The sequence below is a fragment of the Pseudomonas sp. TH07 genome, assembly GCF_016651285.1.
Classification (GTDB): Bacteria; Pseudomonadota; Gammaproteobacteria; order Pseudomonadales; family Pseudomonadaceae; genus Aquipseudomonas.
This window is the reverse complement of the sequence record NZ_JAEKED010000001.1, coordinates 2,223,459-2,248,839: the sequence shown is the minus strand read 5'-3', so window position 1 is coordinate 2,248,839 and position 25,381 is coordinate 2,223,459. Positions and strand designations below refer to the sequence as shown.

Below are 25,381 nucleotides of genomic sequence, written 5' to 3'. Positions count from 1 at the left end.
TGTCTATATGCGGGTTAGTTTGGCATACGCGTATTGAAACGGGAAATTTCAGGCTCAGACAACGCGCGAAAGATCCGTGAAACGCCTCGGAAACCTCTTAGCAGCATGGCTTACACAATTTTTTGGGTATTTTTCAAAACAGGGGTTTACAGCTTAAAAAGTGGTCCGTATAGTGCGCGCCATCAACACGGCGACGTCGTTGATACTGCCCAGATGGTGAAATTGGTAGACACGCCAGCTTCAGGTGCTGGTGACCGCAAGGTCGTGGAAGTTCGAGTCTTCTTCTGGGCACCAATTTCGAGCTTGAGAGTAGATCAATCTCAAGGCTCACACAAAAACCCGCGAAAGCGGGTTTTTGCATTCTAAGTATTTGATTTATTAAAACCAAAACAGGGGTTTACAGATCAAATCACGCTCCGTATAGTGCGCTCCATCGACACGGCAACGATGTCGATACTGCCCAGATGGTGAAATTGGTAGACACGCCAGCTTCAGGTGCTGGTGACCGCAAGGTCGTGGAAGTTCGAGTCTTCTTCTGGGCACCAATTCAGATTAAACCCGCGAAAGCGGGTTTTTTCGTTTCTGGCCTCCTGTACGCGCTACACACCCCTCCCCCATCAAAAACTCTTCTCCAGCTTCAGCGCCACTTCCGTCTGGCGATATTGATAAGCCCAATCGATGGTGCTCGCATTGAGGGTGCGCTTGACGTAAAGGTTGGGCACCACACCCGCCACTTTAAAGCGTGGCATGGCCAGGTTGGCGATATAGATCTGCTGACGATCCTCGCGCAGCCCGCCGAGAAAGTAATCCGGCTCGTCATACCGCGTGCGCCGGTACAGCGCCGTCGCATTGAGGTTCAGCCCCACATCGAACATTCGATACAGCCCAAGGCTCGCCATGTATTCCTTGTTACTGGCCGACTCCTGCGGCTGGGTCCGACGGGTATAGGTCAAGCCGCCGTACACCAGGGTTTGACCGCCCAACAGGTAAGACGCCGAGCCGCCCACCAGGCGCTCGTCGTAGTTCTCGAAGTAGTCCCGCTCCTCACCCTGGAAACGAAAGTGCTTCTGCTGCCCCTGGAGGCTCAGTTGCAGCCGCTCGGTCAGGGTGTGCTTCCACTCCAGGCGCAGGCCGCTGGCTTGATACTTGTTGTGCCGATCGCCGTAGTAGCTTTCGAACAGTGGCGACACCGAGACATCATTCAACGCGCTCAGGTAGTTGTAGCCGGCATAAATCACACTGGTGTTTTCGTCGTAATAGGTCTCGGGCTCGTCTTCCTTGTGCCGATGGTAGTAGTTGCCATAGCTGAGTCCGCGAACCAGCACATGATGATGCCCATCGATCTGAAAGCGCCGCTCGGCCACGGCGTCGTACACCAGGCTGGAGGACTTGATGGGCTCGGGCATCTTGCGACTGAAACGGTAGCAGCCAAAGAAATCACACACGTCCGTATGGGTCGTCATGCCGTTGGCCTGGTTGACGTTGCTGTTGTAGCCGGCGCCCAGCGCAACCGACCCATGCCAGCTGCGCCGCTCCTGCAAGGCCCCCTGATAACCCTCAAGCACTGGAATGACCTGCTCAGGAACCGCACTCGCCGCCACTTCATCAAACAGCACCTTGGCTTCACGCGACTGGTTGTCCTCGAACAATGCCCGGGCCAGCTCCAGCTTGGCCCGCACAAAAGCCGGGTCCATAGCCACTGCGGCTCGAAGATGGGCGATGGCCCGGCCGTAGCGCTTTTCCTGCAGGGCCAGCATGCCTTCGGCCATCAGCACCACTTTCTCTTCATGACCCGGTAGTTGCCGGTAGCGCTCGACGAACTGGCGCACCTTGGGCCATTGCTGCAAATTCAGCGTGACATAGATGGCAGGCCCCAGATCCTCCAGAGTGTTCTGCACGTTGTACGTGCGCCCCTCGATGGTAATCAGTGACGAGTCATCCGTGGCCGGATCAATATCGATCAAATGCGAGCGCTCACGCTCGTTCACTGTTCGGTCAATCTTGTTCAACAGTCGCCGGGTATCGTCTTCATCGGCCCCTGCGGCACCGGCAAATAGAGTGAATGCAAGCATTAAGACAAGCCGCACAGGCAAGCACATCGACATGTGGGTCAGATCCAGCGAATAGACAATGATTAAAAAAGGGAGAGATCGACTCTCCCTTTTCTGATGCCAGGCTCAGTTATTGTTTTTTGCCACCAAAGGCAACGCTGCTGGATGAGATGCCGTTGTTGTAGATACCCGCCAATGCCTCAGCACCTGCACCATAGAACTGGCCCTTGATAAGGCCGCTGGTGTTCTGGAACGAGCCATTGGAGGCAATGTTGGTGCCCGCGAAGTTAACCGTGCCCGCACCACCGGCAATAGAACCCGCCAGGGTGCCGCTGCCACCACCGTAGTTGGCAGTCAGAGTGCCCGTCGAAACATTCGGCGCCCCCGGATCAAACTTCTTGATCCCGACAACGTCGTACTTGGCATTGACCAGCGTCGGCATGCTGGTCGTTGGGTTTTCGCCAGCGAAGAACACCGTACGGTTGGCGTGAGTCAAATTGAGATCCGTACTGTTATCCGGCTGCACACCGGTTTTACGCGGAGCCCATTCGCCGAAATACACTTCGGCACCGGAGACCTTGGCGATCACTTCACCGCCAAACTGTGGGAAGTTTGGCAGTGGGTCGGAGATCTGCCGATAGGAATAGACTTGAGTGCCATAGACAACCGAAGACTTCCAGGTTTCCGAGATCTTGTTGCCATTCATCACAATATGCGCAGAGGCCGTGCCTGGTGTTGCGATCAAGGCATTGGTCTGGGCAATCGGGCCGCTTTTGAAGCTGACAATCTTGCTGGTATCGGCAGTCCCGCCGACGGCAGTCGGCATGGCAATCCCAACTTCCCCAATGCCTTGCAAGTTAGATTGTCCGACCTGTACATAAGCGCTCGAAGAGCCACCCGTGACAGGGGCAGCAAAACTACCCGACGTCACCAATGCCAGCGCGCTAAACACAAACAGTTTTTTCATAACAACCTCCAAGTTAAAATGATAAAAACCACTGTTTTTAACTAAAAACAGCAAAAAATCAGAAACGGGCGGTCAAACCAAGTTTCATGGTGCGCCCCGGCGCCGGCATCATGACTCGAGCCAAAGGGTCGAGGTAATAACGATTGGTCAGGTTATTAATGCCAAAATCGACATCGACATTTTTATTCACGTGATAACTGGCGTAAGTATCGAAGACCCAGATCGGGTGCCAATTAAGAGGTCGATTGAACCCGTCGACATACATCACGCCATTACGAATCCAGTCTTCTTCATCCTTATTGACTGCACTGCTGTGGTAAATCATGCGCCCGCCCAATTCCAGGCTTTCATTGAACAGGCGCAGGCCGCTGTCCAGGTTCAGCGAATAGTCGGGCTGCAGGCTGCTGCGGGCAAAGGTCGTAGGGAACCCGGCTGTGACGCAGGTAGAGATCGCGTTGTTGTAATAGGGATCAAGGGTGGCGGCATAATCCTTGTCGCAGAGCTTTTGTTGCAGGCGATAACTCGCGGAGAAGTTGGTGAAGTACTTACCCGTATCGAACCGGGTTTGCAGCTCAATACCCGAATACACTTTCTTGTCATACTGAACGATATTGAAGTTGTAATCGCGGTCAACATAATCGCGAATGGTGTTGTTGTAGTAGTTGATCTTGAAGTCCGCATGCCGCCACTCTTCAAAATAACTTCTCAAGTCGTGGGCATACCCCACTTCCCAGTTATACGAGTGCTCGGGGCGCATCGCATTGTTTGACACACCGGTGCCGCCAAACCCCGAAGCGGCCTGGGTATCTTCATAAATGGAGGGGAAGCGGACGAACTCGGTGTAGCGCAGGTAGACCCGTGCATGCTCCGTCAGGAAAACGGTCGCCCCCGCCATGGGTGCCCACGCACTGTCCTTGCGTTTTTTCGGCAAAGCCCATTTATCGGCGGGTTCGGCACCCGACTTGGCAACACCGGTGTAACTGCGGTTAACAAGGTATCGGGCATAGTCCCCGGAAACGCCCTGGGGGTTATTGACCGTTTCCTGAAGGTTGATCCCGCCATTGAGAAAAGGGTTCTGCGAGCGATCCAGAGTGAACCCGTTAAAGGGAATATCCACCGACTCGGTCGTATAACGAACGCCGTTGACCTTGTCTTTGTCGAGCACGAACGGAAGGTCTTCCGCGGTTAAATTGCCGTTCACAAACTCTTCATTGACGGCATCCACGAACTGCTGGTTTTCCGCATCGCTCATCACCCTTCGATACTCAAACCCCTTTCGGTCGGTAGGCGCGTTGACCTGCCAGTTGGCGTCCTGGCTTTCGCGGTGACGCTTCAACCCCTCATCAAACGAGTTGTAATCGCTGTAGCGGGCGCCCGCGCTCAAGACCAGCCAGGAGGTGGGCGACCAGTCCCCGGTGAAGGAGAAGTTGTATTGCTGGCGGTTGCCACTGCGCGGCCCCATATGCCGGTTGCCCCAGGTCGCGGTGGTCGCGGCGCGATCTTGCGAGGCGTCTTTTTGCTCGAGTTTTTCATGGCTGAAATCACTGGCCAGGATTACCGCCAGATCATCGGTCAACTGCAGTTTGTTGCTGACATTCACCCCCCAACGGTCATGCTTCGAGAGTTGCAGGGCCTTGGCGTAGATGGTGTATCGATCGTTGATATTGGGCAGCTTCTCCGGGGCCGTCCCGCAACTGCTGGGGTTGGCGCCTGCCTGGCAGCGCACATAGTTGTCCCAGGCCACATCCTGGCCACCGACATCGGCCGCGGTTATGCCATAGACGTCGTCGCCATTCTGATGCCGCTCGCTGTCACTGCGGGTCATCCACAGACCAGTCTTGAGGTCGATCAGCGGGTTGTCCGGGTTCCAGCTGTAGTTCAGGTTGTAGGTGTCTTGCTTGACCTGGCTGTAGGGGAACTGCAACCCGATATTGTTGCCCCCCGCCTTGTCCAGGCCCACGTAGTAAGAGACCAGGTACGGCGAACTCTCCCCGTACTCCAACTCGTTGTGCATATAGGACAGCTTCAGGCTCTGCTCATCGGGCAGGTACAGGGTGCCCTTGAGCAAGGTGGTGCGCATCTCGCTGGAGGTGTTGGCCACTTCGTGTCCGGGCAGGAACAGGTTAGCCACGTAGGACTGCACGTTCGCGTCGCCGGGGGCGTCCTTGGCTCCCGCGTCGGCCTTGGCATCGGCCAGCCAGTCGCTTGTCTGGTAGCGCTGGCTACCGCCCTTGCCGCTGAAGTAGTTGCCTTTGTTGCGGTAGCTGTAGGCCGCGAACAGGTCGAAGTTGTCCTGGCGCGTAGCGGTGGCGATGCGAAACGCGTTGTCGTTGAAGTCGAAGTTCCCGGAATGGGAGCCGCCGCGCGGACTGAACTCGGTGCCGCCGCCCTTGCTGAAGGTCAGGTTGCCGTCGTACCCGGCGTAGGCCCCATCGATATCCCGATAGTCGCGGCCGAAAGACTTCATTCCGCTTTCATTGGGCTTGATGGAATTGGTCGCGGTTTCGGTCTTGATCTCCAGGCCAAAGCTTTCGCCAGGCCTGACGATGTCGTCGACGTCCAGGGTCTTGATCTCTACCGAGCCGCCGATGCCGCTCTTGATCCCGGAACTCATCGACGGGCCCTTCTCCACCGCGATGCTGCCGATCATGTTCGGGTCGACATAATTGCGGTTGGCGACGCCCGCCGAGCCCATCCACACTGACGTGGCCTGCTCAGTGCCATCCACGGTCACCGGGATCCGCCCTTCGCCCTGGATGCCCCGGATATTCGGGTCCAGCGAGCCACTGTTGCGCGCATCGCCGCTGTACACGCCGTTCAAGCCCTTGAACAGATCGGACACGCTCGCGCCCTTATAGCGCTCCAGGTCATCCTTGCCGGCGTAGACGTTGGATACATCCTTGGCGAACACGTTGTTCTGGCCGATCTCGTCCTTGGTCTCCCACTCGCCCTTGACCTCGATCGCCTGCAGCACCTCCAGTCCTTTCTGCGAGGTGCCCTGGTGCTTTTCTTCCTCGACCCCCGCGGGCAGTTCGATCTCGACCGCCCCCATCTTCAGCGGCGCCTGCGGGGCGGGGCTTTCAAGCGCTTCCTGGGCCTGGGTAGACAAAGTGGCAAGCGCCAACAGAATCGAACAGGCCAGGGGCTTCAATCTGTTCAGCGAAGGCGACGGGCTAAGCAAGGACATAGCGAGGACCTGTAGTTTTCATGCACTGCGAAACGATGTTTCCGGGCCCTCTCGGGCGACGCAGTGATACTACTCACCAATGCAAATGAATCTCACTTCGCTTTGTATGCACATCGAAGTAATTCCTATGCGCGATGGTGCCGCGGGAACTTTTCCCGGTTGCATAACGGCTGATTCGCCCTTGAATGGCCGCCCGCGCGAGTAAAAGCTGCGGCCAGAAGGGGATTGCCTAGGGAGGAATGGGCCGGGGCAGGAGCCGTAAAATGCAGGGGCGTAACGCAAAAGGCGGCGGTGAAGACCGATAGCCTGCTTATCAATTTCCCGCAAAAAGGCACTTGAGAAACAATATCGTTTATCATTATTTCAAGATATGTAGCCGCAAGCGAGGAAGTACCCGCATGACGATTCGCAATAACCCGATGCTGCGCGGCCTGGCCGTTTCGATGCTGGGCCTGATTCTGGGGGCATCACAGGCCATGGCCGCCGACCCGGTTTCCCTGACCCTCTACAACGGTCAGCACAAGGAGGTCGGCGACGCCATCGCCAAGGCGTTTGAAGCCAAGACCGGCATCCACGTCAATGTGCGCAAGGGCAGCAGCAATCAACTGGCCAGCCAGGTCGTCGAGGAAGGCGATCGCTCCCCGGCCGACGTGATCTACACCGAAGAGTCGCCACCGCTGAACAAGCTGGGTGAGCAAGGCCTGCTGGCCAAGACCGATGCCGCGACCCTGGAGGTCCTGCCCAAGGACTACGTCGCCACCAATGGCACCTGGATCGGCATCACCGCTCGGGTGCGCGTAGTGGCATTCAACCCGAAACTGATCGACGAAAAAGACCTGCCCAAGTCGGTGCTCGATTTCGCCCAGCCGCAATGGCAAGGCAAAGTCGGTTTCGTGCCCACCAGCGGCGCGTTCCAGGAACAAGCCGTGGCCATTATCAAGCTGCACGGGATGGACGCCGCGGAAGAATGGCTGACCGGCCTGCGCGCTTTCGGCAAGACTTACAGCAACAACATGGTTGCGCTCAAAGCGGTGGAAAACGGCGAAGTCGCCACCGTGCTGGTGAACAACTACTACTGGTTCGCCCTGCAACGCGAGAAAGGCCAACTGGATTCGAAACTGCACTACTTCACCGGCGGCGACGTCGGCGGCCTGATCACGGTCTCCAGCGCGGCGGTGCTCAAGTCGAGCAAACATCCGAAGGAAGCCCAGCAGTTCCTGGCCTACATGGCCAGCGAAGAAGGCCAGCGGGTCATCACCCAGACCACCGCCGAATACCCGCTACGCAAGGGGTTGGAGTCGGATCGCGGGCTCAAGCCATTCAGCGAGCTGCAGGCACCGAAAGTCACCCCGGCCGACCTGGGCAACGCCGAGGAAGCCCTGGAACTGGAACGTGAAGTTGGCCTGAACTGATGAGCCTGTCGCTGCCCGCCGGCACTGCCCGCGCCGGTTATGTCCCGCGTCGCAAGCGGCCGTCGATCTGGTTGCTGCTGCCGGTGCTGCTGCTGGTCGGCCTGAGCCTGCTGCCGCTGCTCTATGTCGGGCTCAAGGCCTGGCAGGCCGGCTGGGCTGAAGCCCTGCACCTGCTGTGGCGCCCCTACGTGTTCGGGCTGCTGCGCAACACCCTGCTGCTGATGGTCGGCGTTACGCTGGCCTGTGCGGTCATCGGCTTGTCGCTGGCCTGGCTGCTGGAGCGCAGTGACTTGCCAGGGCGGCGGCTATGGGGCGTGGTGCTGTGCCTGCCCTTTGCGGTGCCGGCCTTTGTCAGCAGCTTTACCTGGGTCTCCCTCAGCGCTCATTTCGAAGGGCTGGGCGGGGCGATCCTGGTGATGACGCTGTCCAAGTACCCGCTGGTGTTCCTGCCGGTGGCGGCGACCCTGCGCAATCTCGATCCTTCCCTGGAAGAGTCCGCGCGCACCCTGGGGCAAAACCGCCTGGGAGTGTTCTTCAGAATCACTTTGCCTCTGCTCTGGCCGTCACTGCTGGCCGGCTCGCTGCTGATCGCCCTGCATATGCTGGTGGAGTTCGGCGCGCTGTCGATCATCGGCCTGCAAACCTTCACCACTGCGATCTATCAACAGTTCGAGCTGGAGTTCAGCAACGCCAACGCAGCCATGCTCTCCGCCGTGCTGCTGGCGATGTGCCTGATGCTGCTGTGGCTGGAGTTGCGGATTCGCGGCAAGGGCCGCCATGTGCGCACCGGCCAGGGTGCGGCGCGTCACGCCGAACAGGTTCGACTGGGGTACTGGGCCTGGGGCGGGCAAGTCTATTGCCTGTTGCTGGCGGTGATCGGCAGCGGCATCCCCCTGGGCATGCTTGCCTACTGGTTGGCTGTAGGTTCTTCGGCGGCCTTTCCGGTGGCGGCCATCAGCGAGGCCCTGCTCTCGTCCCTGGCCTTGTCCCTGGGCGGCGCTGCACTGTGCCTGCTGCTGGCGGTACCGGTCGGGCTGCTGGTGGTGCGCTACAAGGGCCGCCTGGCGCTATGGGCCGAGCGCCTGCCGTATCTGCTGCATGCCTTGCCGGGCCTGGTAATCGCCCTGACGCTGGTGTTCTTCGCCCTGCACTATGTGCCGGCGCTGTATCAGACCTCGGCGTTGCTGCTGATCGCCTACGCACTGCTGTTTCTGCCGCTGGCCCAGGCCCCCATCCGCACCGCATTGAACAAGGCCGCGCCACAACTCGAAGAAGCCGCGCGCACCCTCGGCGCTTCCTCGTTCAGTGCATTCTGCCGGGTGACGCTGCCGATCATCTTTCCAGCCCTTGGCGCCGCGTTTGCCCTGGTGTTCCTGGATGCGATGAAAGAACTCACCGCCACCCTGCTGCTCAGCCCGACCGGGCTCAACACACTGGCGACTGAAGTCTGGGCACATACGGCGAATGTCGAGTTTGCGGCGGCCGCGCCCTATGCGGCGCTGCTGATTCTGGTCTCGGGCTTGCCGGTCTATCTGCTGACCACGCGGATGTACCTGAGTCGCTGAGCGTGCGCGCAACCGCTCCTGCAGTTATCCACACCCCTGCAGGAGTCGGTTGGCCGGACGGTCAGGCCCGGAATTGCCCCAGGCTGGCCTTGAGCTGCGCGGCCAGACTGTCGAGGACCTTGCCACTGGCCGTGGTCTCCACCACCGCCTGAGCCGCGCGTTCGGCCTGGGCATGAATGGTCTCAACCCGCCCGCGCACCGCCTGCGCACCTTGCGCCTGATGAGCCGCAGCCTTGGTCGCCAGTCCGATGGCGGCGTGCACCTGCTCCACCGAAGACTGCACTGACTGTTGCAGCCGTGCACTGTCGCGCAGCACCAACAACCCCTCGCTGGCCTGGCGTCCGGCTTGGCCGATGGCCGCCACGGCCTCGCGCGCGCCTTGCTGCAGGGCGCCGATATGGGCCTGGATATCGCCGGTGGAACTCTGGGTCTTGCTGGCCAGAGCCCTGACCTCATCGGCCACCACCGCGAAGCCGCGGCCGGTTTCGCCCGCGCGCGCGGCTTCGATGGCCGCGTTCAGCGCCAGCAGGTTGGTCTGCTCGGCGATACCGTGGATCACCGTCAGCACCACCTCGATCTGTTCACTCTGCTGGGCCAGGCGCTCGATGACCTTGGCCCCGGTATCGACCTGCCCCGCCAGCGCCTCGATCAGGCCGCCGACCTGGGCCGAAGTGCGGGTGTTCTCGTCGGTGGCCTGGCGAATCTCCACCACTTGCTGCAACGCTGCCTGCATCGCCTGGCTTTCGGCCTGGGCCTCATCGGCCATTTGCGACAGTGCCCGCAGACTCTCGGCCACTTCATCGCGCTGGGCTTCGGCCGCCGCATCGGCGCCGGCGTTGCGCAGGCTCATGGCACCGATCTCAACCCCGGTGCGCTGCGCCACATCCCCCGCCTCGCGCACGATGGGTTGCAACTTGTCGACAAACCGATTGACCGCCGAGGCCATGTCGCCGATTTCATCATTGCTGTTGAGCTGCACACGTTTGGTCAGATCCCCCTCGCCCGCCGCCAGATCATTCAGCGCGGCGATCAGCAGGTGCAGCTTGTTGACCACACGCCGCCCCAGCACCACCGCCAGCAACAGCAAGACACCGCAGCCCACCAGCGCCAGGCCCAGGCCGATCCGCCAGCGCAGGGTCTGCGCCGCGTCCTGCACGGTGCTAGCAGTGTTGGCCTGCATTTGCGTGGCCGTACCCTGGGCCGATTGCAGGCGCGAGCGCATGGCCGCCGAGCTCTCTGCCGAGGCGCCTTTCACGCTGTCGCCCACCAATTGATCGCTGCTGGCAATCAGCGCCGCAAAACGCTTGTCCAGCGCCGCCACATCCGCCTCGACCGAGGCAGTGGACACACCCATCAACACCTTGCCGATTTCCACGCCATTGGGGTTGATCGACGCTTCGAGGTAGTAGACCGAGGGGTCGCTCTTCGCCGCATCCAGCACTTTGTCCAGGGCTCGGTCGCCCTTGCCCTTCTCCAGCAGTGCCTTGTTGATCGGGTTGTCCCGGTTCAGGTAACGGGTCAAGTGTTCGCCCGCAGCGTCGTCGTAAACCACGAACAACACGTTGGGATTGCGTTGCGCACGCCGGGCAAATTCGGAAAGAGTCGGCACGTCGCTGTCCCACATTGCTCGCGGCGCTACCGACGCCAGCAATTGGGCCATGTCATTGGCTGAATCCTTCAGGTCTTTTTCCAGGGTGGCGCGCAATTGCGCCTGCTCTTCCTGCAGGCGCGAGGACAGGCCCGCGGTCAGGCGCTGACGGGTACTGCTGGAGAGGCTCTCCAGACTGGATGTGACTTCACGCCCGGCCTGCTCCAGTTCCGCAGACAGCTTCTGGCTATCAACGCCCAGACGGGCGGCAAGATCAGCCTCGAGCGCAGTCACCGTGCTCCGGGTCAGGGCAACCGCCACCAGTACCTGCACCAAAAGGGCGATACCTAGGGTAACGAACACTGGCCGCAGCAAACGGCTTTGTAACAGTGAGAGAACGGCCGACACAGGAAATCCCTCTGCTTTGACGCCATAAAATTGATGGCACTCTAGAATCAGAGTTAACAGCAAGGGTCGTGCCGTTCAAGCACCAGATACGACAAAGGGCCCAATTCAGGGCCCTTTGTGATTTACATCAACGACTTATTACGCGAACGGATGACGCAGAACGATGGTTTCGTTGCGGTCCGGACCTGTCGAAATAATGTCAATCGGCGCACCGATCAGCTCTTCGACGCGTTTGATGTAAGCGCGGGCGTTGGCTGGCAGCTCTTCCAGGGTCTTGGCGCCCACGGTCGATTCAGTCCAGCCCGGCACTTCTTCGTACACAGGCTGCAGGCCTACGTAGCTGTCCGCGTCAGTCGGGGCAACGTCCTTACCTTCCGCATCCTTGTAGCCGATGCAGATGTTGATGGTTTCCAGGCCGTCGAGTACGTCCAGCTTGGTCAGGCAGATGCCCGAGATGCTGTTCACATCGATAGCGCGACGCAGGATAACGGCGTCGAACCAGCCGCAACGACGGGCACGGCCGGTGGTAGCACCGAATTCGTGACCCTGTTTGGCCAGGTGCGCACCGACGTCGTCGAACAGCTCAGTCGGGAACGGGCCCGAACCTACACGCGTGGTGTACGCCTTGGTGATGCCGAGGATGTAGTCCAGGAACATCGGGCCAACGCCCGAACCAGTCGCAACGCCGCCAGCGGTGGTGTTGGAGCTGGTAACGTACGGGTAGGTGCCGTGGTCGATGTCCAGCAACGAGCCCTGGGCGCCTTCGAACATGATGTCTTTGCCGGCGCGACGCAGGTCGTGCAGCTCGGCAGTCACGTCCAGCATCAGCGGCTTGAGCAGCTCAGCGTATTCCTTGCACTCGGCCAGGGTCTTTTCAAACTCGATGGCCGGCTCTTTGTAGTAACCCACCAGCATGAAGTTGTGGTAGTCCACCAGTTCACGCAGCTTGTCTTCAAAGCGCGGCATGTTGAGCAGGTCGCCCACACGCAGGCCACGACGTGCAACCTTGTCTTCGTAGGCCGGGCCGATGCCGCGACCGGTCGTACCGATCTTCAGCTCGCCACGGGCCTTTTCACGGGCCTGGTCCAGCGCAACGTGGAAGGACAGGATCAGAGGGCAGGAAGGGCTGATACGCAGGCGCTCGCGCACTGGCACGCCTTTCTCTTCCAGCTTGGTGATCTCGCGCAGCAGGGCGTCAGGTGCAACCACCACGCCGTTGCCGATCAGGCACTGCACGCCTTCGCGCAGTACACCCGACGGGATCAGGTGCAAGACGGTTTTTTCGCCATCGATCACCAGGGTGTGACCCGCGTTGTGGCCACCTTGGTAGCGCACTACGGCGGCAGCATGTTCGGTCAGCAGATCAACGATCTTGCCTTTGCCCTCATCACCCCACTGGGTGCCCAGGACTACGACATTCTTACCCATAACACTTGTCCTCATTCGCGCAAACTTGGTGCCGGCAGCCGCCGGCGGGAAAACTCAAGAAGACAGCGGCAGTACCTGCCAAAGCCCATTCTGCTGAATCAATTGTCGGTCGCAATCCGCTTCACGGGCGGCGGCCAAAGGTTGCCCAGGCAACGCCTGGACGACACGCTGACCCTCACCGCGCAACTGACAGACTTGCTGCCAGAGTGCCGCATCAGTGCTGTCAGGCATCCAGATACCGCCAGACGGTAGCTCGACTTCAGCACGCCCCAGGGTCACCAGGGTTTTCAAATCGGTGGAAAAACCGGTCGCCGGCCGCGCACGGCCAAAATCGGCGCCAATATCGTCATAACGCCCGCCCTGGGCGATGGATTGACCCACGCCAGGAACAAACACCGCGAACACCACACCGGTGTGGTAGTGGTAACCGCGCAGTTCACCCAGGTCGAAATACAGCGGCAACTCCGGGAAACGCGCCGATAAACGCTCGGCGATCGCCAGCAAATCATCCAGTGCCGCCAGTACCGGCGCCGGCGCGTGGGCCAGGCGGTCACGGGCGGCAGTCAATACCTCACGGCCGCCACACAAGTCGACCAGGGCACGCAGCATGCCCGACAGGTCGGCAGGCAGGCCTTCGGTCAAGGTAATGACCTCGTCGATCGCCTTGCGTTGCAGGGCATCGAACAGCTGTTGCTCGACTTCACCGGACAAGCCGGCAGCACGGGCCAGGCCGCGGTAGATACCGACGTGACCCAGGTCCATGTGGACATCCGGTACATCAGCCAGTTGCAGCATCGCCAGCATCAGGCTGATGACTTCGACGTCGCTGCTCGGGCTGGCATCGCCATACAACTCGGCGCCCAACTGGATCGGGCTGCGCGAAGACGACAGGGCTCGCGGCTGGGCATGCAGCACGCTGCCGGCGTAGCACAGGCGGCTCGGACCTTCGCGACGCAAGGTGTGCGCATCGATGCGCGCCACTTGCGGCGTGATGTCGGCCCGAAAGCCCATCTGCCGACCCGATTGCGGGTCGATGACCTTGAAGGTGCGCAGGTCCAGATCCTGGCCAGCACCTGTCAGCAGGGATTCCAGGTATTCGATATGCGGGGTCACGACGAACTCGTAACCCCAGCTCTGGAACAGATCCAACACCTGACGACGCGCTACTTCGATGCGCGCCGCTTCCGGCGGCAATACTTCTTCGATGCCATCTGGCAGCAGCCAGCGGTCTACCGTTGCCATTACGCCTTTCCCCTATGATCCGGGCGGCAGGCCTTCGGCCAGCCTTGAGTGAAGCAGAAAGCGATCGCATCCGACGCGAACTCAGCCGGACAGGCAGCCAGGAATCAGCTGTACAGACCACTTTCCTCGAAAAATCTTGTCGAGCTCTTGAACGAATCGACCAATCAAACGTGCAGACGCAAAAAAGCCGGGAATTTCCCGGCTGCCGCATGATACACACGTTTTCCCAAAGGATCACCCCGCCAAGTGCGTTAGCCGCCCGGCGGGGTGATCTGGGTCAGTGTGAGATCAAGGCTTGGCTTTTTCCAGGTAACGGAAGAAGTCACTGCCCGGATCCAGAACCATCACGTCACTTTTGTTCGCGAAGCTTTCACGGTAGGCACGCAGGCTGCGATAGAACGCGTAGAACTCCTGGTCCTGGCCGTAGGCCTTGGCGTAGATCGCCGCTGCCTGGGCATCACCATCACCGCGCGCCTCTTCAGACTCGCGATAGGCTTCTGCCAGCAGCACACGGCGCTGACGATCAGCGTCGGCACGGATGCCTTCGGCCAGCTCGTTACCCTTGGCGCGGTGCTCGCGAGCTTCACGCTCACGCTCGGTGCTCATACGCTCGAACACGCTGCGGTTCACTTCCTTGGGCAGGTCGATGGCCTTGACCCGTACGTCGACAACTTCGATGCCCAGTTCTTTCTCGGCCATCTTGTTCAACGAAGCGGTGATGTCAGCCATCAAGGCGTCGCGCTCACCGGAAACCACTTCATGCAAGGTGCGCTTGCCGAACTGGTCACGCAGGCCCGACTCCAGACGACGAGACAGACGCTCGTCGGCAATCTGCTTGAGACCGGAAGTCGCGGTGTAGAAACGCTCGGCGTCCTTGACCCGCCACTTGGCGAAGGCGTCGACCATGACCGCTTTCTTTTCCAGGGTCAGGAAGCGCTGCGTCGGTGCATCCAGGGTCATCAGACGCGCATCGAACTTACGCACCTGGTTGACGTAGGGCACTTTCACATGCAGGCCAGGCTGGACATCGGCCTGAACCACGCGACCGAACTGCAGCAACACCGCGCGCTCGGTCTGAGCCACGATGTAGAAGCTGTTCCAGGCAACTACCGCCACGACAACACCCACAATCAGGGCGATCAGCGATTTATTGCTCATCAGCGACTCTCCCTAGAACGCGTCTGCTGTTGCTGCAAGTCAGCCGCCGCACGTGCATTCACTTCATTGCCAGCCGCAGACGCCGCACCCGTTGCCGGAGCGTTGTTGCTACGACCGCTGTCGATCATCTTGTCCAGCGGCAGGTAAAGCAGGTTGTTCTGCCCCCCCTTGCCACCGGTCACCAGCACTTTGCTGGTGTTACTGAAGACTTCCTGCATGGTGTCCAAGTACAGACGCTCACGCGTGACTTCAGGAGCCTTGCGATATTCGGCGACCAGCTTGGTGAAGCGATCAGCCTCACCCTTGGCGCGGGAAACCACTTCATCGCGGTAACCGTTGGCATCCTCGAGGATACGCTGGGCCTGACCACGGGCTTCCGGCACCACGCCATTGGCGTAGGTTTCAGCCTGGTTGCGCGAACGCTGCTCATCTTCACGAGCACGGATCACGTCATCGAAGGCTTCCTGCACTTCACGCGGTGCCGCTGCGCTCTGTACGTTGACCTGAGTGACAGTGATACCGGTGCGATAGGTATCGAGGAAGCGTTGCAGACGCTCCTTGATCTCGCTGGCCATCAATTCACGACCTTCGGTCAGCACCTGGTCCATCGCGGTGGAACCCACAACGTGGCGCAGGGCACTGTCGGTCGCGTGCTGCAGGCTGATTTCCGGCTGATCGACGTTCAGCACGAAGTCCTGCAGGTTGCTGATCTTGTACTGCACGGTCAGCGGCACTTCGACGATGTTTTCGTCTTCAGTCAGCATCTGGCCCTGCTTGGTATAGGCACGCTCGCGCGTGACGTTCTCCATGTACTTGCGATCGATCGGCGGGAAGTAGATGTTCAGGCCCGGGCCGACGGTTTCGTAGTACTTGCCGAAGCGCAGCACCACGGCTTGCTCCTGCTCATCCACCACGTAAACCGCGCTGTACAGCCAAACGGCCGCCAGTACGACAAGGCCGATACCGAGCAAGCCGAAACCACCGCCTTTACCCGATCTGCCGCCCTCGTCACCACCACGTTTCTTACCACCACCGAACAACCCATTCAGGCTTTCCTGCAGCTTTCGGAAGGCCTCGTCGAGATCCGGTGGCCCCTTGCGGTCGCCGTTATTGCGGCGCTTACCACCCCAAGGATCCTGATTATTCGAGTTGCCACCCGGCTCATTCCAAGCCATAGCGCTCTCCATCTGATAAAGCAAAGACGCACCCACGGCGCGCCGACCAATGCTACAGAATGCCTGTCACAGCGGCACAACCGCTTTCCCAGGCTTTTATTGCAAAGTGTGTTGCTCGATGAACTCCATCGGCACAACGCCTTCACGGCTGACCAGCCGATTCAGCTCCGAGCGTGGCAATCGAACGGCCAGCAAGCTGACACCTTCTTCGTCGTGTTCTTCTTTCTGTACCGCGCCCAATTCGAAGAACTGAGCACGCAACCGAGCAAAACGTTGAGGCAAGCGCAAGGTGCCGACGAACAAATCGCTGCCCAACAACTCGGCAATGGCTTGCTCAAGCAACTCCAGGCCACTGCCATCACGCGCCGAAAGCCATACCCGCTGGGGCTTGCCGTTTTCGTCGCGCTGGATCTGTGGCTCAACGCCTTCAAGCAAATCGAGTTTGTTATAGACCTCGAGGATCGGCAAGTCCTGGGCACCAATCTCGCCCAGCACCACCATGACCTGTTCAATCTGCAACATACGATCCGGCTCGGCCGCGTCAATCACGTGCAACAGCAGGTCGGAGTTGCTCGACTCTTCGAGCGTAGACCGAAATGCCTCGACCAGCTTATGGGGCAAGTGACGAATGAAACCCACGGTATCGGCCAGGACAATCGGCCCCAGGTCGTCCAGATCCAGACGGCGCAAGGTCGGGTCGAGCGTGGCAAACAGTTGGTCGGCCGCGTACACGTCCGATTTCGTCACGTTGTTGAAGAGTGTTGATTTACCGGCGTTGGTATAGCCCACCAGGGAAACGGTAGGAATATCCGCACGCATCCGACCACGCCGCGATTGCTCACGCTGGCTGCGCACCTTCTCCAGTCGACCCTTGATCTGTCGCAGGCGAACCCGCAGCAGGCGTCGGTCGGTTTCCAACTGGGTCTCACCCGGACCACGCATGCCGATACCGCCGCCCTGACGCTCAAGGTGAGTCCAGCCACGAACCAGACGGGTGCTCATGTGGTCAAGCTGGGCCAGTTCAACCTGGAGCTTGCCTTCATGGGTACGGGCGCGTTGGGCGAAAATATCGAGAATCAGACCCGTGCGATCGATCACGCGACACTCGAATACACGTTCGAGGTTACGTTCCTGACTGGGCGTGAGGATGTGATTGAAAATCACCAGATCGGCCTTTTCGGCATGGACCAGGTCGCGTAATTCCTCGACCTTGCCACTGCCAATCAGGAATTTGGCGGTTGGCCGATGACGCGGCACGTTAAAAAACGCGACGGTCTCGGCGCCGGCCGAATTTGCCAACTCCTGAAACTCCTGCGGATCTTCGCGCGCCTCAGGGTCCTGTCCATCCAAGTGAACGAGGATCACTCGCTCACCACCACCGTGGCGCTCAAAGAACAAAGGAGACTCCTATCAGGCGTTACCTGGCTCAGCGTCGCCCTGTTCGGATTCGGATGCGCTAGGCAGGCGAATTGGACGAACTGGCACCACTGTCGAGATAGCGTGTTTGTAAACCATTTGGCTGACGGTGTTTTTCAGCAGGATGACGAACTGGTCGAAGGACTCGATCGTACCTTGCAGCTTGATCCCGTTAACCAGATAGATGGAAACCCCAACTTTCTCTTTACGTAAAGTATTCAAGTAAGGGTCTTGTAGCGAATGCCCTTTTGACATGTGCCGCACTCCTTTAAGGATCAATAATAAAAAATTAGAAAACAGATGGCTTATGCCGCCACACCCCCAAGGATAGACGGCAATTGCAAGGACTCAGCTCAATATGGAGACCGTTCCCAAGTATTTCAAGGCGCGTGGCAGATTGTCGCAATCCAGACTGTCCAGCCAGTGTAAATCAGCCCAACTGCGTAACCAGGTGAACTGGCGCTTCGCCAATTGGCGCGTGGCAATGATGCCCCGCTCCTGCATCTCGGCTGACGTCAGCTTGCCATCCAGATGATCCCAGACTTGGCGATAGCCCACCGCACGTATAGACGGCAACCCGGCATGCAGGTCACTTCTTGAACGCAGAGCTACGACCTCGTCGATGAATCCCTGTTCCAACATTTGTGTGAATCTTTGTGCAATCCGCTGATGCAGTACCTGGCGATTCGCCGGAGCGATGGCCAAGTTCGCGACAGTATAGGGCAATTGTCCCTGTCCCGAAGCGGCTGCTTCAGTACTTTGCGCAGATTGTCGCTGGCGGTGAGCGGTCATGCTCAGGCCACTGACCCGATAGACTTCCAGCGCCCGCGTCAGGCGTTGAGGGTCATTGGGGTGAATTCTTGCTGCCGACTCCGGATCAATTGCCGCCAACTGATCGTGCAGGGCCTGCCAGCCAAGGCGTGCGGCCTCTTCCTCAAGCTCGGCACGGACCTGCGGATCAGCCGCGGGCATATCCGCCAAGCCTTCGACCAACGCTTTGTAATAAAGCATGGTGCCGCCCACCAGCAGCGGAATATTGCCGCGCGCGGTGATCTCGGCCATCGCCGCCAGGGCGTCTTTACGAAAATCGGCAGCGGAATAGCTCTCGGCCGGGTCGAGAATATCGATCAAACGGTGTGGAAACTCGTCCAGCAGCTCCCGGGAAGGCTTCGCCGTACCGATGTCCATACCACGATAGACCAGCGCCGAATCGACACTGATCAGCTCGCAAGGCAGGACTTTGGTGAGTTCGATGGCCAGGTCGGTCTTGCCAGCAGCAGTCGGGCCCATCAGGAAGATCGCTGGAGGAAGCTGGCTCATCAACGACCGCGCAAGAATAGTTTGTCCAGATCGTCCAGGCCCAGTTGGGTCCAGGTCGGTCGGCCATGGTTGCATTGGCCGCTGCGCTCGGTGTTTTCCATATCGCGCAGCAAACCGTTCATTTCCGGCAGGGCCAGGCGCCGATTGGCGCGGATCGCGCCGTGGCAGGCCATGGTGCCGAGCAATTCGTTGAGGTGGGCCTGGATCCGGTCGCTGGTCCCGTACTCCATCAGGTCGGCGAGTACGTCGTGTACCAGGCGATTGGCCTCAGCCTGCTTCAACAACGCCGGAATCTGCCGGATCGCCAACGACTCGGGCCCCAGGCGCTGCAGCTCGAAGCCCAGGCGCTGGAACCAACTGACGTGCTCTTCGGCGCAGTCGGCTTCGCGCTGGCTGACGGCGATCGACTCCGGCACCAGCAGCGGCTGGCCACTCAAGCCCTCGCTGGCCATGGCCACCTTCAGGCGCTCGTACATGATCCGTTCGTGGGCCGCGTGCATATCCACCAGCACCAGGCCCTGGGCGTTTTCCGCGAGGATGTAGATCCCCTTGAGCTGCGCCAAGGCATAACCCAGGGGCGGAATATCCCCTTGCCCTTCGGGCAGCGAAACGCCGCCGGCGTCGGGCAAGGGCGCGTAAAACTCGCGATAGGCACTCTGCGCCTCTGCCGCCGGCAGGACCGCCTGTGGACGCGGCGTGTACTGATACTGATAACCGGCCCCCGCCCCAGTGCCCGGCGCACTCAAGCCCGGCTGGGTTTGCGGTTGCTCCAGCGCCATATGGGCCGCCAGGCGCATTTCACCCTGGGGGCCGAATTCACCGGCGTCGATGCCTGTTGGCCGGACCATGCCCGCGACTGCGGCCGGCGCAGCCAGGTGGTCTTCGGGGCGCACATCGCCCAGGGCGCGGTGCAGGGTGCCATAGAGAAAGTCGTGAACCATGCGCCCGTCACGGAAGCGCACTTCGTGTTTGGTCGGGTGCACATTGACGTCGACCACCGACGGGTCGACCTCGAAAAACAGCACAAAGGTCGGATGCCGACCATTGAACAGCACGTCGCGGTAAGCCTGGCGCACCGCGTGGGCCACCAGTTTGTCGCGCACCGCGCGGCCATTCACATAGAAGTACTGCAGGTCCGCCTGGCTACGGGAGAAGGTCGGCAAACCGACCCAGCCCCACAGGTGCAGGCCATTGCGCTCGACCTCGATCGGCAATGCCTGCTCGAGGAAGCCCGCGCCGCAGACCGCCGCCACGCGCCGGGCACGGGCCGCGTCATCATTGGCTTCGTGCAGGCTGAGGATGCTTTTGCCGTTGTGTCGCAGGTGGAAGGCCACATCGAAACGGGCCAGCGCCAAGCGCTTGATCACTTCCTGCAGATGATCGAATTCGGTTTTTTCAGCCTTGAGAAACTTGCGCCGCGCCGGGGTATTGAAGAACAGGTCGCGGACTTCAACCGAGGTCCCGGCCGGGTGTGCTGCGGGCTGGACCCGAGGCGCCATGTCCCGGCCTTCGGTTTCCACCTGCCAGGCCTGCTCGGCGTCGCGGGTGCGCGAGGTCAGGGTCAGACGTGCCACGGAGCTGATGGACGCCAGGGCCTCGCCACGAAACCCCAGGCTCATCACCCGCTCTAGGTCTTCGAGATCGCGGATTTTACTGGTGGCGTGTCGCGCCAACGCCAGCGGCAGATCATCAGCGGAAATCCCGCGACCATCGTCACGCACTCGCAGCAGCTTGACGCCGGCCTGCTCCACATCCACGTCGATGCGCTTGGCACCCGAGTCGAGACTGTTTTCCAGCAGCTCCTTGATCACCGAAGCCGGACGCTCGACCACCTCACCTGCAGCAATCTGGTTCGCCAGGCGCGGGCTGAGCAGCTCGATGCGCGCGTTGTTCAGGACCCTATCACTCATTGCTTGGACGCCAGTTCAGTACCTGGGATGGTCAGGGTCTGCCCGACCTTGAGTTCATCAGTCTTCAGGTTATTGGCCGTGCGCAGGGTGGCCGCCGACACTTGGTAACGCACCGCGAGCATGGCCAGGGTTTCCCCGGGGCTGACCCGGTGATCACGCGGGCCCTGGGCGATTTTCCCGGAGTCGCGCAACCAGGCAATGTAGGTGCCCGGCGGCGGGTTCTGCTGGAAGAACTGACGAATACCGCTGCTGATGGAGCGCGCCAGGGCCTGCTGGTGACTGGCGGCGGCCAGCTTGGAGGCCTCGTTGGCGTTGGAGATAAAGCCGGTTTCCACCAGGATCGACGGAATATCCGGCGACTTCAGCACCATGAACCCGGCCTGCTCCACCCGCTGCTTGTGCAACGGCGTGACCCGGCCGATGTTGCTCAGGACCTTCTGCCCGACATTCAGGCTGGAAGTGAGCGAGGCGGTCATCGACAGGTCGAGCAATACCCCGGCGAGCATGCGGTCCTTGTCGTCCAGGCTGACGTTGCCGGCCCCGCCGATCAAGTCGGAACGGTTTTCACTGTCCGCCAGCCAACGGGCTGTTTCCGAAGTGGCGCCACGGTCCGACAGGGCAAACACCGAGGCCCCGAAGGCGGCGGCCGAGGGCGCGGCATCGGCGTGGATCGACACGAACAGATCGGCGCCCTTCTTGCGGGCGATTTCGGTACGGCCACGCAACGGAATGAAGTAATCGCCGGTACGGGTCAGCTCGGCGCGAAAGCCTTTCAGGCCATTGACTTGGCGCTGCAACTCGCGGGCGATGGCCAGTACCACATCTTTTTCATGCTGGCCGCGGGAGCCGGAGGCACCCGGGTCTTCACCGCCGTGACCGGCATCGATCACCACAATGATGTCGCGCTTGCCGGCAGGCGCCGGTGGCAGCTTGATCGCCGGCTCGACCGGAGTGACCGGCACCGCCGGAACCGTGGCGACACTGGGCGCAGGGGTAGGCGGCGGAGCAGCGTCAGCCGGGTTATCGAACAGGTCGACCACCAGGCGGTTACCGTATTGCGCGTTCGGCGCCAGGGTGAAGCTCTTGGGGGTGACGGCTTTTTTCAGGTCGATGACCACCCGCAGATCGGTCGGCGTGCGCTGCGCGGAGCGCATGGCCGTGATGGGGGTGTTGGCCGTGGCAATGTTCAGCGGACCGCCGAGGGTCGCGCCATTGATATCGATCACCAGCCGGTCGGGGGCGCTCAGGGTAAACACGCTGTGCTGAACCGGGCCGGACAGATCGAACACCAAACGAGTGTTATCCGGTGCTCGCCACAGGCGCACGCTGCGCACCTGTGTCGCGGCTACAGCCTCGACGGCCAATGCCGTAAGCAACAGTCCTACGACAGCAACCAACGCGCGAATGCGCATACCTAACCCCATAATTTATTTGAATTCCAACGCCAAAGCGGCACACCAGGACTCGCCACGCGAGCCTTGCGACAACAAATGCAGAGAACGCCCGTTGTTATGCGGGGTAATGGTAATGGTCAGGTCCGGCTTTGGCAAAAAGCCTGCACCACGTTGGGGCCACTCAAGCAGGCACAAGGCATCGCCGTCGAAGTAATCGCGGATACCTAGAAACTCCAGCTCTTCCGGATCGACCAGGCGATACAGGTCAAAGTGAAACGCTCGAATCTCACCGATCTCATAGGGCTCGACCAGGGTAAAGGTCGGGCTCTTGACCGCCCCCACATGCCCCAAACCACGAATTATGCCCCGTGACAGGGTGGTTTTACCCGCCCCCAGGTCGCCCTCCAGGAAGATCACGCCAACCCCTCGGGTGACCTGAGCGATTCGCGCACCCAATTCGACCATGGCCTGCTCATCGGCCAGATAAAGGGTTAGTTCAGACACGGTGCTTGCTCCTCCAACAACTGACGAATGGCCGGTATCAGATCACTGGCCGCCAGCCCCCGGCCCAACTTGCCTTGCTGCTCTCCCGCCGTCGCATGCAACCAGACGGCCAGGCAAGCGCCATCAAATGCGCTCATGCCCTGGGCCAGCAAGGCGCCGATCACGCCCGCCAGCACATCGCCCAACCCGGCGCTGGCCATGGCCGGATGGCCTTGATCACAACGTGCCAATTGGCCATCGGGGCCGGCGATCAGGGTACCCGCCCCCTTGAGGACGGCCACCACTGCATACTTTTTACTCAAGGCCCGCGCCGCCGCCGGACGGTCGGCCTGCACGTCGGCCGTCGACAACCCGAGCAAACGCGCCGCTTCTCCCGGATGCGGGGTAATGACGCTGCCCTCGGGCAAGCTCAGCCCGCCCTTGGACAACAGATTCAGCGCATCGGCATCCCAGACCTGTGGTTGCGAGGTATTTGCCGCCGCCGACAACAGGCTGTGCCCCCATGCCGCCTGGCCCAGGCCGGGGCCGACCACCAGCACCGATGCCTGGGCGAGCAGCCCCATCAGTTGATTGGCCGAATGCACGCCCTGGGTCATCACCTCCGGCAAACGAGCCAGGGCGGCCGGCACGTGCTCGCTGCGCGTCGCCAGGGACACCAGGCCAGCGCCGCTGCGCAGGGCACTTTGCGCGCTCAGCAACACCGCGCCGCCAAAGCCGCGATCGCCGCCAATCAGCAGGACATGGCCAAACTGGCCCTTATGGGCGTCCGGCGAACGGGCAGCCAGCCTCGGCAAATGGCCGGGCATCAGTAACTGCGCGTCGGGTAAATCGTGTTTTGTCTGCGGCATGCGTCTTCAGGCTCCGATGTCTGGCAGAATTATACGCACCTCAGCCCCGGTTTCTCTCGCCTCATGCCTGCTATTACCACCGATCTGCCCGCTCTGGCTCAATCGATCAAAGACTGGGGCCGCGAGTTGGGCTTTCAACAAGTCGGCATCAGCGGCCTGGACCTGGCCGAGCACGAGCAGCACCTGCAACGCTGGCTCGAGGCTGGCTACCACGGCGAGATGGACTACATGGGCGCCCACGGCAGCAAACGCTCCCACCCCGAGGAGCTGGTGCCCGGCACCTTGCGCGTGGTTTCGCTGCGCATGGACTACCTGCCAGGCGATACGCAAATGGCCCAGCGCCTGGCGCAGCCTGCCAAAGCTTACGTTTCACGCTATGCCCTGGGCCGCGATTACCACAAATTGATTCGTAAACGCGTGCAGCAACTGGCCGAGCGCATCCAGCAAGCCATCGGCCCCTTTGGCTATCGCGCCTTTGTCGACAGCGCCCCAGTGCTGGAAAAAGCCATCGCCGAACAGGCCGGCCTGGGCTGGATCGGCAAGAACACCCTGGTCCTCAACCGCAAGGCCGGCAGCTATTTCTTCCTCAGCGAACTGTTCGTCGACCTGCCGCTGCCCGTGGACCAGCCCCACGCCAGCGAGCACTGCGGACGCTGCACCGCCTGCCTCGATATCTGTCCGACCCAGGCGTTTGTCGGCCCCTATGTGCTGGATGCGCGGCGTTGCATTTCCTACCTGACCATCGAACTCAAAAGCGCCATCCCCGAAGAATTGCGCGCGCTGATCGGCAATCGGGTGTTCGGCTGCGATGACTGCCAGATCGTCTGCCCCTGGAACCGCTTCGCTCGCCCGTCGGGAGAAAACGACTTCAAGCCGCGGCACAACCTGGATAACGCCGAACTGGCCGAGCTGTTCATGTGGGATGAGGAGCGTTTCCTCAGCAGCACCGAGGGCTCGCCCCTGCGGCGCGCCGGGTATGAGCGCTGGCTGCGCAACCTGGCGGTCGGCCTGGGCAATGCGCCCTCGAGCATTCCGGTGCTGGAAGCGCTCAAGGCGCGCCGGGACTATCCATCAGAACTGGTGCAGGAACACGTGGAGTGGGCGCTGGCGCAACACGCCAAGCGTCACTCGGCGTCGTTGTAGACGAACTTGGGCATTTCCCAGTGAAAGCGGATCGCCAGCAGGCGCAGTAGAAAACCGCCGAACAGGGTGACCAGGATCGCCTGCTCGCTGGGCAGTTGCAGGTAGATACACAGCATGTAGCACCAGGCCGCGGCGAACGAGACGCTGGCGTACAGCTCGCGGCGGAAGATCAGCGGAATATCGTTGCAGAAGATATCCCGCAAAATCCCGCCGAACACCCCGGTAATCACCCCGCTGACCGAGGCCACCAACATGCCGTGGCCCATTTCCAGGGCGGTCATGCAGCCGATCAGGGTAAACGCCACCAGGCCCACGGCGTCGAGCACCAGAAACAGCGAACGCAGGTGGCGCATCAGCGGTGCGATAAAGATCGTCACCAGGGCCGCCACCGAGGTCAGCACCAGGTATTCCGGGTGTTTGACCCAGGTCAGCGGGTAGTGGCCGAGCAATACATCACGCACCGAACCGCCACCCAGGGCCGTGACGCAGGCGATCAGCACCACGCCGAACCAGTCCATGCCGCGGCGCCCCGCGGACAGGGCGCCAGTCATGGCTTCAGCGGTAATGGCGATCAGGTAGAGCATCAGCAGCATGATGGCGGTCCTTGCAGGAAGGCGCGCAGTCTACTCAGTTGGCACGGGCACCAAAAGAGGGCGAGGCCGTGA

Annotated in this window: 19 protein-coding genes, 2 tRNA genes and 1 pseudogene; 5 read left to right on the top strand and 17 right to left on the bottom strand. The window is 60.7% G+C overall.

All coding sequences use genetic code 11. The features are described 5' to 3' along the window. Positions 1 to 207 precede the first annotated feature (207 nt). Positions 208 to 294, top strand: a tRNA-Leu gene (locus tag JFU57_RS10540). 164 nt (positions 295 to 458) lie between these two features. After that, positions 459 to 545 (top strand) — tRNA-Leu (locus JFU57_RS10535). 72 nt (positions 546 to 617) lie between these two features. Here JFU57_RS10535 and JFU57_RS10530 read toward each other — a convergent pair. The 3 genes from JFU57_RS10530 to JFU57_RS10520 all read right to left on the bottom strand — a co-directional run bounded on the left by JFU57_RS10530 (position 618) and on the right by JFU57_RS10520 (position 6,205). Next, positions 618 to 2,072 carry a surface lipoprotein assembly modifier gene (locus JFU57_RS10530; RefSeq protein WP_242487438.1) on the bottom strand — a complete coding sequence of 485 codons (1,455 nt, stop codon included), beginning with the start codon at positions 2,070 to 2,072 and terminating at the stop codon, positions 618 to 620. A gap of 109 nt (positions 2,073 to 2,181) precedes the next feature. After that, complete coding sequence (locus JFU57_RS10525; protein WP_201129197.1) at positions 2,182 to 3,018, bottom strand: Slam-dependent surface lipoprotein; 837 nt, start codon at positions 3,016 to 3,018, stop codon at positions 2,182 to 2,184. Between the two features lie 58 nt (positions 3,019 to 3,076). After that, positions 3,077 to 6,205 carry a TonB-dependent receptor domain-containing protein gene (locus JFU57_RS10520; RefSeq protein WP_242487439.1) on the bottom strand — a complete coding sequence of 1,043 codons (3,129 nt, stop codon included), beginning with the start codon at positions 6,203 to 6,205 and terminating at the stop codon, positions 3,077 to 3,079. A gap of 398 nt (positions 6,206 to 6,603) precedes the next feature. Between JFU57_RS10520 and JFU57_RS10515 the strand changes: the two genes are divergently transcribed. Together JFU57_RS10515 and JFU57_RS10510 are read left to right on the top strand one after the other, a co-directional pair. After that, the gene (locus JFU57_RS10515; RefSeq protein WP_078469556.1) at positions 6,604 to 7,617 is read left to right on the top strand and encodes an extracellular solute-binding protein; all 1,014 of its coding nucleotides are present in this window, start codon (positions 6,604 to 6,606) and stop codon (positions 7,615 to 7,617) included. Further along, positions 7,617 to 9,182, top strand: coding sequence for an ABC transporter permease (locus JFU57_RS10510; RefSeq protein ID WP_201129196.1), 1,566 nt, complete (start codon positions 7,617 to 7,619; stop codon positions 9,180 to 9,182). Before JFU57_RS10515 ends, JFU57_RS10510 begins: the two co-directional genes overlap by 1 nt. A 61-nt stretch (positions 9,183 to 9,243) precedes the next feature. Here the strand turns inward: JFU57_RS10510 and JFU57_RS33625 are convergent, their stop codons facing one another. From JFU57_RS33625 to JFU57_RS10450, 13 genes and pseudogenes are all read right to left on the bottom strand, one after another. Further along, complete coding sequence (locus tag JFU57_RS33625; RefSeq protein ID WP_443217283.1) at positions 9,244 to 9,948, bottom strand: methyl-accepting chemotaxis protein; 705 nt, start codon at positions 9,946 to 9,948, stop codon at positions 9,244 to 9,246. A 201-nt stretch (positions 9,949 to 10,149) separates the two neighbouring features. Next, a pseudogene (locus JFU57_RS33620) lies at positions 10,150 to 10,362 on the bottom strand (methyl-accepting chemotaxis protein); the annotation flags it as partial. 954 nt (positions 10,363 to 11,316) lie between these two features. Beyond that, complete coding sequence (locus JFU57_RS10500; RefSeq protein WP_003217505.1) at positions 11,317 to 12,606, bottom strand: adenylosuccinate synthase; 1,290 nt, start codon at positions 12,604 to 12,606, stop codon at positions 11,317 to 11,319. Positions 12,607 to 12,660: 54 nt separating this feature from the next. Further along, positions 12,661 to 13,848, bottom strand: coding sequence for an ATP phosphoribosyltransferase regulatory subunit (locus JFU57_RS10495; protein ID WP_078469553.1), 1,188 nt, complete (start codon positions 13,846 to 13,848; stop codon positions 12,661 to 12,663). Positions 13,849 to 14,136: 288 nt separating this feature from the next. Beyond that, positions 14,137 to 15,006 carry a protease modulator HflC gene (gene hflC / locus JFU57_RS10490; RefSeq protein WP_020299435.1) on the bottom strand — a complete coding sequence of 290 codons (870 nt, stop codon included), beginning with the start codon at positions 15,004 to 15,006 and terminating at the stop codon, positions 14,137 to 14,139. Beyond that, positions 15,006 to 16,181, bottom strand: coding sequence for an FtsH protease activity modulator HflK (gene hflK / locus JFU57_RS10485; RefSeq protein WP_078469552.1), 1,176 nt, complete (start codon positions 16,179 to 16,181; stop codon positions 15,006 to 15,008). Before hflK ends, hflC begins: the two co-directional genes overlap by 1 nt. A gap of 96 nt (positions 16,182 to 16,277) precedes the next feature. Continuing rightward, complete coding sequence (hflX, locus tag JFU57_RS10480; protein ID WP_020299437.1) at positions 16,278 to 17,579, bottom strand: ribosome rescue GTPase HflX; 1,302 nt, start codon at positions 17,577 to 17,579, stop codon at positions 16,278 to 16,280. 12 nt (positions 17,580 to 17,591) lie between these two features. Beyond that, complete coding sequence (hfq, locus tag JFU57_RS10475; RefSeq protein WP_007921378.1) at positions 17,592 to 17,852, bottom strand: RNA chaperone Hfq; 261 nt, start codon at positions 17,850 to 17,852, stop codon at positions 17,592 to 17,594. A 93-nt stretch (positions 17,853 to 17,945) separates the two neighbouring features. Next, positions 17,946 to 18,917, bottom strand: coding sequence for a tRNA (adenosine(37)-N6)-dimethylallyltransferase MiaA (gene miaA, locus JFU57_RS10470; RefSeq protein ID WP_078469551.1), 972 nt, complete (start codon positions 18,915 to 18,917; stop codon positions 17,946 to 17,948). Beyond that, the gene (gene mutL, locus JFU57_RS10465; RefSeq protein WP_201129194.1) at positions 18,917 to 20,827 is read right to left on the bottom strand and encodes a DNA mismatch repair endonuclease MutL; all 1,911 of its coding nucleotides are present in this window, start codon (positions 20,825 to 20,827) and stop codon (positions 18,917 to 18,919) included. The genes miaA and mutL overlap by 1 nt, the downstream gene beginning before the upstream one ends. Beyond that, positions 20,824 to 22,251, bottom strand: a complete 1,428-nt coding sequence (locus JFU57_RS10460) for an N-acetylmuramoyl-L-alanine amidase (protein WP_201129193.1) — start codon at positions 22,249 to 22,251, stop codon at positions 20,824 to 20,826. Before JFU57_RS10460 ends, mutL begins: the two co-directional genes overlap by 4 nt. 3 nt (positions 22,252 to 22,254) lie before the next feature. Beyond that, positions 22,255 to 22,725: a tRNA (adenosine(37)-N6)-threonylcarbamoyltransferase complex ATPase subunit type 1 TsaE gene (tsaE, locus tag JFU57_RS10455; protein ID WP_020299441.1), complete on the bottom strand. Its 471-nt coding sequence runs from the start codon at positions 22,723 to 22,725 to the stop codon at positions 22,255 to 22,257. Further along, positions 22,713 to 23,573 (bottom strand): NAD(P)H-hydrate dehydratase, encoded by an 861-nt coding sequence (locus JFU57_RS10450; protein ID WP_201129191.1) that lies wholly within the window; start codon positions 23,571 to 23,573, stop codon positions 22,713 to 22,715. The genes tsaE and JFU57_RS10450 overlap by 13 nt, the downstream gene beginning before the upstream one ends. A gap of 63 nt (positions 23,574 to 23,636) precedes the next feature. Here JFU57_RS10450 and queG point away from each other — a divergent pair, with 63 nt between their 5' ends. Continuing rightward, on the top strand, positions 23,637 to 24,716 hold the full coding sequence (queG, locus tag JFU57_RS10445) for a tRNA epoxyqueuosine(34) reductase QueG (RefSeq protein ID WP_078469547.1): 1,080 nt from the start codon (positions 23,637 to 23,639) through the stop codon (positions 24,714 to 24,716). On the opposite strand, the gene JFU57_RS10440 is transcribed toward queG, so the two are convergent. Next, positions 24,698 to 25,312, bottom strand: coding sequence for a trimeric intracellular cation channel family protein (locus JFU57_RS10440; RefSeq protein WP_178102921.1), 615 nt, complete (start codon positions 25,310 to 25,312; stop codon positions 24,698 to 24,700). The genes queG and JFU57_RS10440 overlap by 19 nt on opposite strands. Positions 25,313 to 25,381: the final 69 nt, after the last annotated feature.

Bases quoted from the DNA above. Each gene is read 5' to 3' on its own strand.
- JFU57_RS10530 (WP_242487438.1), bottom strand. From the start codon at position 2,072: ATGCTTGCATTCACTCTATTTGCCGGTGCCGCAGGGGCCGATGAAGAC.
- JFU57_RS10525 (WP_201129197.1), bottom strand. From the start codon at position 3,018: ATGAAAAAACTGTTTGTGTTTAGCGCGCTGGCATTGGTGACGTCGGGT.
- JFU57_RS10520 (WP_242487439.1), bottom strand. From the start codon at position 6,205: ATGTCCTTGCTTAGCCCGTCGCCTTCGCTGAACAGATTGAAGCCCCTG.
- JFU57_RS10515 (WP_078469556.1), top strand. From the start codon at position 6,604: ATGACGATTCGCAATAACCCGATGCTGCGCGGCCTGGCCGTTTCGATG.
- JFU57_RS10510 (WP_201129196.1), top strand. From the start codon at position 7,617: ATGAGCCTGTCGCTGCCCGCCGGCACTGCCCGCGCCGGTTATGTCCCG.
- JFU57_RS33625 (WP_443217283.1), bottom strand. From the start codon at position 9,948: ATGGCCGATGAGGCCCAGGCCGAAAGCCAGGCGATGCAGGCAGCGTTG.
- JFU57_RS10500 (WP_003217505.1), bottom strand. From the start codon at position 12,606: ATGGGTAAGAATGTCGTAGTCCTGGGCACCCAGTGGGGTGATGAGGGC.
- JFU57_RS10495 (WP_078469553.1), bottom strand. From the start codon at position 13,848: ATGGCAACGGTAGACCGCTGGCTGCTGCCAGATGGCATCGAAGAAGTA.
- hflC (WP_020299435.1), bottom strand. From the start codon at position 15,006: ATGAGCAATAAATCGCTGATCGCCCTGATTGTGGGTGTTGTCGTGGCG.
- hflK (WP_078469552.1), bottom strand. From the start codon at position 16,181: ATGGCTTGGAATGAGCCGGGTGGCAACTCGAATAATCAGGATCCTTGG.
- hfq (WP_007921378.1), bottom strand. From the start codon at position 17,852: ATGTCAAAAGGGCATTCGCTACAAGACCCTTACTTGAATACTTTACGT.
- miaA (WP_078469551.1), bottom strand. From the start codon at position 18,917: ATGAGCCAGCTTCCTCCAGCGATCTTCCTGATGGGCCCGACTGCTGCT.
- mutL (WP_201129194.1), bottom strand. From the start codon at position 20,827: ATGAGTGATAGGGTCCTGAACAACGCGCGCATCGAGCTGCTCAGCCCG.
- JFU57_RS10460 (WP_201129193.1), bottom strand. From the start codon at position 22,251: ATGGGGTTAGGTATGCGCATTCGCGCGTTGGTTGCTGTCGTAGGACTG.
- JFU57_RS10450 (WP_201129191.1), bottom strand. From the start codon at position 23,573: ATGCCGCAGACAAAACACGATTTACCCGACGCGCAGTTACTGATGCCC.
- queG (WP_078469547.1), top strand. From the start codon at position 23,637: ATGCCTGCTATTACCACCGATCTGCCCGCTCTGGCTCAATCGATCAAA.